This is a genomic window from Streptomyces sp. NPDC059788 (genome assembly GCF_042732265.1).
Taxonomy (GTDB): domain Bacteria; phylum Actinomycetota; class Actinomycetes; order Streptomycetales; family Streptomycetaceae; genus Streptomyces.
This window is the reverse complement of the sequence record NZ_JBHWHY010000113.1, coordinates 1-3937: the sequence shown is the minus strand read 5'-3', so window position 1 is coordinate 3937 and position 3937 is coordinate 1. Positions and strand designations below refer to the sequence as shown.

Annotated in this window: 1 protein-coding gene; it reads left to right on the top strand. The window is 68.7% G+C overall.

The window, feature by feature from the left end; genetic code table 11:
- On the top strand, window positions 1–3937 hold a 3937-nt coding region (locus tag ACFV57_RS42580; protein ID WP_385244658.1), incomplete at both ends, for a type I polyketide synthase.

The following is a 3937-nucleotide window of genomic DNA, read 5'->3' as shown; positions in this document are numbered from 1 at the left end:
AGGTGGCGTGGGATCGGTTGTTTGTGGGGTCGGGGGCGCGGGTGGTGGGTTTGCCGACGTATGCGTTCCAGCGTGAGCGTTTCTGGCTGGATGCCCCTGGCAGTAGCGGTGGTGGTGTGGTGGCAGCGGGGCTGGGCCGTGCGGGACACCCGTTGCTGGGCGCGGCTGTGGAGTTGGCGGGTAGTGGTGGTCTGGTGTTGTCGGGTCGGGTGTCGTTGCGTTCGCATCCGTGGCTGGCGGGTCATGCGGTGCTGGGAACGGTGTTGTTGCCGGGGACGGGGTTTGTGGAGCTGGCTGTTGCTGCTGCGGACCGGGTGGGGTGCGCGGGGGTTGAGGAGTTGATGCTCCATGCGCCGTTGGTGCTGCCGGAGGAGGGTGCGGTCACGGTCCAGGTCACCGTCGGCGCCCCCGACGCGGCAGGCGGTCGTGAGCTGAGTGTCCATTCCCGCCCGGAGACCCCGGACCGTGCCGACGGCGAGTGGGTTCTGCACGCCTCAGGCCTGCTCACGGCTGCTGCCGCCGAGGTCGACGCGGCAGCGGATTTGACCGTATGGCCGCCGGCGGGTGCGGTTGAGGTGGACAGCGAGGGTCTCTACGAGCGGGTCGCCGAGCGCGGCTATGGCTACGGTCCTGCTTTCCAGGGCCTTGGGCGTGTCTGGCGGCGTGGTGAGGAGATCTTCGCCGAGGTCGCACTTCCCCAGGACCAGCACGCTCAGGCCGAGGAGTTCGTTCTCCACCCCGCCCTCCTCGATGCGGCACTGCACCCCATGCTGCCGGGGGCGGTCACGGGTTCGGGGCCAGTGGTGTTGCCGTTCTCATGGTCGGGGGTGACCGTGCACGCGAGTGCGGCCACCGCGTTGCGGGTGCGGCTGACGCCTGCCGGCCTGGATACGTATGCGCTGGTCGCGGCGGATGCCGCTGGTGCGCTGGTTGTCTCGGCCGAGGGGCTGACTCTGCGGCCGGTCTCCGAGCAGGCGCTCCGCGAGGCCATGGGGGCACAACGCGACACGCTCTTCCACCTCGACTGGATAGCGTCATCGAGCGGCACCCAGGTCGCGCCGGATAGCGTCGCCGTCGTAGGAGCCGTACCCGCGGACCTGCTTCCGATGGCTGAGGCGTTCCCGGATCTGGCGTCGGTGGCGGTGGGTGGTGCGGTGCCGCCGTGGGTGTGCGCCGTCGTGCCGTCGAGTGCTCCGGACGCGGATGCGGATGTGGTGGCTGGTGCGCGGGCGGTGACGCTGGAAGTGTTGGCGCTGGTGCAGCAGTGGCTGGCGGAGGAACGGTTCGCCGACTCCCGGCTGGTGATCATCACCCGGAACGCGGTATCCGTGGACGCGGAAGACGCAGTGGATCTGAAGGCTTCCGGTGTGTGGGGCCTGTTGCGGACGGCTCAGACGGAGAACCCGGGCCGGTTCGTCCTCATCGACCTCGACGGTGACGAACAGTCCGCACAGGCCCTGACGCAGGCGATGGTCGCCGAAGAGCCACAAGTAGCGATCAGGACAGGCGCGTTGCGCGTGCCGCGTCTTGCGCGTGTGTCTGCTGCTGGGGAGTCGGCTGGGCCGGTGTGGGATGCGGCGGGGACGGTGTTGATCACCGGTGGTACCGGTGGTCTGGGCGCACTCGCCGCACGTCACCTGGTGGTTGAGCACGACGTGCGGAACCTGCTGCTGGTCAGCCGTCGGGGGGAACGGGCCCCTGGTGCGGCTGAGCTGGTGGGCGAGTTGTCCGGGCTGGGTGCCCGGGTGTCGGTGGCGGCTTGTGATGTCGCCGACCGTGAGGCTCTGGCCAAGCTGCTGGCGGGCATACCGCGGGAGCATCCGCTGACCGCCGTGGTCCATACGGCGGGCATCCTCGACGACGCGACCGTCGCTTCGCTGACCGCCGGGCAGGTGGACGCGGTGCTGCGGCCGAAGGTGGACGCGGCGTGGAACCTGCATGAACTGACCCGTGACCTGGACCTGACCGCCTTCCTCCTCTACTCCTCTGTCTCCGGACTCATCGGAGCGGGCGGCCAGGCGAACTACGCCGCCGCCAACGCCTTCCTCGACGCGCTCGCCCACCACCGCCGTTCCCTCCGCCTGCCTGCCGTCTCCCTGGCCTGGGGCCTGTGGGCCAACAGCAGCGGAATGACGCAGGGCATGGCGGACAACGACGTCGCCCGCATGGCACGTGCCGGTGTGGCGCAGCTCGTCGCCGAAGAGGGTATGGCCCTCTTCGACTCTGCGCTGCGGTCTGACCGGGCGCTGCTTGTACCGATGAAATTCGACGCCGCGAGCCTGCTGGCACGGACCGCCACGTCGGGTGAAGTGCCCACGTTGCTGAAGCAGCTCGTACGTACGCGACTTCGACGCAGTCAGGCGGGCAACGCGGCATCCGGTGGCGCGTCGTCGCTGGCGGAACGCATGGCCATGCTGCCGGCGGACGAGCAGCACCTCCTGTTGCTCGACCTCGTGTGCGGCAAGGTCGCCGAGGTTCTCGGATACTCGGACCGGAGCACCGTCGACGACGACCGGCCGTTCAAGGACATCGGCTTCGACTCGCTGACCGCCGTAGAGTTCCGCAACCAGCTCAACGATCTCGTCGGCCTCCGCCTGCCGACGACTCTCGTCTTCGACCACCCCACACCGAAAGCCGTCGTGGCGTACTTGGCCGCCGAATTCGGCGGCAGGGACAGCGCTGCTCACCAAGTCGTCGCACCCACGGCGCTCACGGAAGACGAGCCGATCGCCATTGTCGGTATGGCGTGCCGTTTTCCTGGGGGTGTGGTGTCTCCGGAGGATTTGTGGCGGCTGGCGTTCGAGGGTCGTGATGTCGTCGGTGAGTTTCCGTCGGATCGTGGCTGGGATCTGGAGGGTTTGTATGACCCGGATCCGGAGCGTGCGGGTAAGTCGTACACGCGCCAGGGCGGATTCCTTTATGACGCCGGAGAGTTCGACGCCGCGTTTTTCGGGATTTCGCCGCGTGAGGCGTTGGCGATGGACCCGCAGCAGCGGCTGTTGCTGGAGACGGCGTGGGAGGCCCTGGAGCGTGCCGGCATCGACCCGGTGTCCCTGCGCGGCAGCCTGACAGGCGTCTACGCGGGAGTCATGTACCACGACTACGCGCCGCCGGCCCAGGAGATGCCCGCCGACCTGGAGGGCATCCTGTTGACCGGCAACACGGGAAGCGTCTTCTCCGGTCGCCTCTCTTACCAGCTGGGGCTGACTGGTCCTGCGGTGACGGTGGACACGGCGTGTTCGTCGTCGCTGGTGGCGCTGCACTTGGCCATCCAGGCCCTGCGCTCCGGTGAATGTGAACTCGCGCTGGCCGGCGGTGTCGCGGTGATGTCCACGCCCGGCACGTTCATCGAGTTTTCGCGTCAGCGGGGTTTGGCGGCGGATGGGCGTTGCAAGGCGTTTGCTGCTGCCGCGGATGGCACCGGCTGGGGTGAGGGTGTGGGCATGTTGCTGGTGGAGCGGTTGTCGGATGCGCGGAAGAACGGGCATCAGGTGCTGGCCGTCGTACGCGGTACGGCCGTCAATCAGGATGGCGCCTCGAACGGCCTCACGGCGCCGAATGGTCCCTCGCAGCAGCGGGTGATCCGCCAGGCGTTGGCCAACGCGCGCCTGGCGGCGACCGATGTGGATGCGGTGGAGGCACACGGCACGGGCACGAAGCTCGGTGACCCGATTGAGGCGGAGGCGCTGTTGGCCACGTATGGCCAGGGGCGTGAGGCGGGGAGCCCGTTGTGGCTGGGGTCGTTGAAGTCCAACATCGGTCACACCCAGGCCGCGGCCGGTGTGGCGGGTGTGATCAAGATGGTGATGGCGATGCGGGAGGGGGTGCTGCCCGAGACGCTGCATGTGGATGCGCCGAGTCCGCATGTGGACTGGTCGGCGGGTGGGGTGGAGCTGCTGACGGAGTCGCGGGTGTGGCCGGAGGTCGGGCGTCCTCG